Raw genomic sequence first — 3,275 nt, 5'->3', positions numbered from 1 at the left:
CAAAAGTGCCACCGCTATCCGCCGGAATTCCGGCGGCGGGCGATTATGATGCACGTCGAAGGAGGGCACACGCAGATTGAAGTGGCCCGCCTGTTGGGCATTCCGCTCTACTCCCTAAAGGTCTGGAAACAGGCGTACAAGAAGCACGGGTATGACGCGTCCCTGTTTCGTTCATCGCCGCCGCCGGCCGGCGGCGGCGATGAACGACCGCGCCTGCCGGCCCCCGTCCGGGAAAAAATCGTCGAGCTCAAACAGGCCAACGGCCGCTGGGGCGTTCGGCGCATCGCCCAGGTGATGTACCGCTGGTTCCTGATGAAGGTGAGCGCCGAGTCCGTGCGTCAGACCCTGCACAAGGAAAACCTGAACGAGCCGGTGGTCCGGCGGCCCAAACGCAATCCGGGCAAACCCCGGTTTTTCGAGCGGGCGACACCCAACCAGATGTGGCAGACCGACATCTTCTGCTTCCGGCTGGGCGGGACCAACGCCTATCTGATCGCCTTCATGGACGATTACTCGCGTTTCATCGTGGGCCTCGAATTGTTCCGCAGCCAGACCGCCCAGTCGGTCTTGGAAGTCTATCGGCGGGCGGTTGGCGAGTACGGGACGCCCAAGGAAATGCTCACCGACAACGGTCGGCAATATGCCACCTGGCGCGGCAAGACCCGCTTCCAGTTGGAACTGGCCAAGGACCGCATCGCCCACATCCGTTCGCAGCCCCACCACCCGATGACCCTTGGCAAGGTCGAGCGGTTCTGGAGCTCCATCTGGGGCGAGTTCCTCGGTCGCGCCCAGTTCGACGACTTCGAGCAGGCGCGCGCCCGGATCCGCCTCTGGGTTCAGTATTACAATCACAAGCGTCCCCATCAGGGCCTCGGCGGCCTCTGCCCGGCGGACCGCTTCTTCGAAATCCAGACCGAGTTGCGCAAGACCCTCGAACAGGGTATCCGCGACAACGTGCTGGAAATGGCCCTCCGGGGCCGCCCCAACGCGCCCTTCTACATGGTGGGCCGCATGCACGGCCAGTCCGTCGTGCTCCACGCCGAGAAGGGCAAACTCAGACTCCGCGTCGATGACGACGACCTAACAAACAACCAGGAACTTGAATATGACATCCAAACCGAAAACTCGTCCGGATACCCCGGATCAGGAGCAGACGAACAAATCCAAACCGGCCAAATCCCGGGCCAAAGCGCAACGGACCCGCCGCCCGGCGAGGGTCTTCAGTTCCCAGCAGAAAGCCCGGGCGGTGCTGGCGGCCTGGACCGAGAAACTCAGCCTGACGGAGATCTGCCGCCAGATGGACATCAATTACATGACCCTCCAGAACTGGCAGAACCGGGCCATGGACGGTATGCTGCAAGCCCTGGAGAACCATCTGGAGATCAACGACACGACGGTCCTCAACCCGCGCCTGCGCAAATTGATGGACCGTGGCGACCCTCAGGACCGGCTTGGCCGCAGACTGATGAAGATCCAACAACAAGAACGGGACAACCCGCCCGCGCTCTGCTAGAAGAGCCCTGTGAAGAGGAAATCCGACGACTTGCCGCGCCGCCGGGCGGAGGTCATCCTGCAGGTTCGCTCGGGCCGGATTACGGCGACCGAGGGGGCCGGTTTGCTGGAGATCTCCCGCAAGAGTTACTATCAATGGGAGGAACGGGCTTTGCAGGCGATGCTTGCGGCCCTGACGGATGGCAGCCCGGGACGGCCGCCGGGCCCGCGGACCGATCCGGAGAACCTCCGCCTCAAGCAGCAGGTGCAGGAATTGGAGAACCGCCTCAAAATGATAGAGGAGGTTCACGAACTGCGCGCGATGATGGCGGACCTCCGCCCGCCCAAGCCCACACCATCGGCGCAACGGCAAACCAAACCGAAACGGAAATCGCCCCAATCGGGACGTGAAAAAAAAAGATGAGCCCCGCTACCGTCATTGGATCGACCGCTTCGAAAGCCTGCGACAGTGCAGCGCCCGCCGCAGCGCCGCCATGCTTTGCCGCTCGGTGCGCCTGCCCTACAGCACCCTGCGGCGCTGTCGCACGCGCCGCCGCGCGGCCTGTCCGATCCGACGCAAACCGGGGCCTGCCAAATCCGGTGCGTTACCCGTGGCCGAGTTCCGGTCACGGGTCGCGCACCTCGTTCACTGCCCGAAACTCACACGCGGCAGCGGCCTCCTTGTTCAAGACTTCCGCGACGCGCTGTCGCGCCGCCGTATCCAAGCCTTCCTGGCAAGCCTCCGCCGGCGCTTCAACCGCCGCTTGCGCAATGCCAAGCTCCACGTCACCTGGCACCTCCCCAATCTCGCCTGGGCCATTGACGCGATGCTGTTGCGTACCTCCGCCGCGGACCCCGGCGTCGTTGTGGTCCTTGCCCGCGATCTGGCCTCCCACTTCCACTTCGAACCTCTGGTTCTTCCCGCCGAGTCCGCACTCGACAATCTCCGCTGGCTCCGACTTCTCATCGCCCGCCACGGCCCTCCGCTGTTCCTCAAACGCGACAACGGCGCCCCCTTCAATGCGGACATCATCAATGACCTGCTCGCCGAGCGCTGCATCCTGCCCATCAACAGTCCGGTCCGACGTCCCTCCTACAACGGCGCCATCGAGCACGGCGTCGGTTCCTGTAAGCGCGCCATCTTCGACGCGCTCGACCCCACCCAACCCGTCCCGGAAATCCACCGGCTCATGCCACTGCTCCGCTCGGTCATCCATCTCCACAACGCCCGCCCGCGCCGCAGCCTCCGCGGACTCTCGCCCGCACGCGCCTACTTCGACTATCAGAACGCATCCTGGTCGCGCACTCGCCGCCACGAAATTTTCCGCTGGATCTCCGCACGTGCGGAATCCACACTCCAAACGAAATGGGAAACGTCCGATCACCACTCCCGCGCCAAGGCATGGCGCTCCGCTGTGGTCGCCTGGCTCCGCTGCCAAGCCCTGATCACCGTCTCCCGAAAACCACAACTGTCACCCATTTTTGCCAATCAAAAACGCTCATAAACACATTTGCAGCACACCCGCGATTCGAAGCGCATTAAGTCCGGCTGTAACTGGCGCTATGGTTGGGGAACTGTGCAATAGTCCTTGCTGTTGCAAAAGCGTAAAAATTAGAATCAGGATTTTAAAAGATAGTGCAAACAAACCTTTTGAAGGACGAAATGGTCTGGGCGTTATTCTTGGACTTGGAAATATTGATCTCGAATCAGGCTACGAATGGACACAAGTCGTAAATTGTCCTAACCATTAATAATGCTGATTTATGAAAAATCTTTTTTTCCT

Annotated in this window: 3 protein-coding genes and 1 pseudogene; all 4 read left to right on the top strand. The window is 61.6% G+C overall.

All coding sequences use genetic code 11. The features are described 5' to 3' along the window. Window positions 1-879, top strand: a pseudogene (locus QZY48_RS34660) (DDE-type integrase/transposase/recombinase); the annotation flags it as partial. A gap of 226 nt (window positions 880-1,105) precedes the next feature. Then, complete coding sequence (locus QZY48_RS34655; RefSeq protein WP_366929648.1) at window positions 1,106-1,513, top strand: transposase; 408 nt, start codon at window positions 1,106-1,108, stop codon at window positions 1,511-1,513. Between the two features lie 9 nt (window positions 1,514-1,522). After that, a complete protein-coding gene (locus QZY48_RS34650; protein ID WP_366929647.1) occupies window positions 1,523-1,915 on the top strand; it encodes a helix-turn-helix domain-containing protein in 393 nt (130 codons plus the stop codon). Continuing rightward, window positions 1,899-2,996: a hypothetical protein gene (locus QZY48_RS07105; protein WP_295429488.1), complete on the top strand. Its 1,098-nt coding sequence runs from the start codon at window positions 1,899-1,901 to the stop codon at window positions 2,994-2,996. Before QZY48_RS34650 ends, QZY48_RS07105 begins: the two co-directional genes overlap by 17 nt. Window positions 2,997-3,275: the final 279 nt, after the last annotated feature.

The organism is uncultured Thiodictyon sp., assembly GCF_903828115.1.
GTDB lineage: Bacteria > Pseudomonadota > Gammaproteobacteria > Chromatiales > Chromatiaceae > Thiodictyon.
This window is presented reverse-complemented; position numbering and strand designations above follow the sequence as displayed.

What these genes read in the sequence shown, in the direction of transcription:
- QZY48_RS34655 (WP_366929648.1), top strand. Translation starts at nt 1,106, where the DNA reads ATGACATCCAAACCGAAAACTCGTCCGGATACCCCGGATCAGGAGCAG.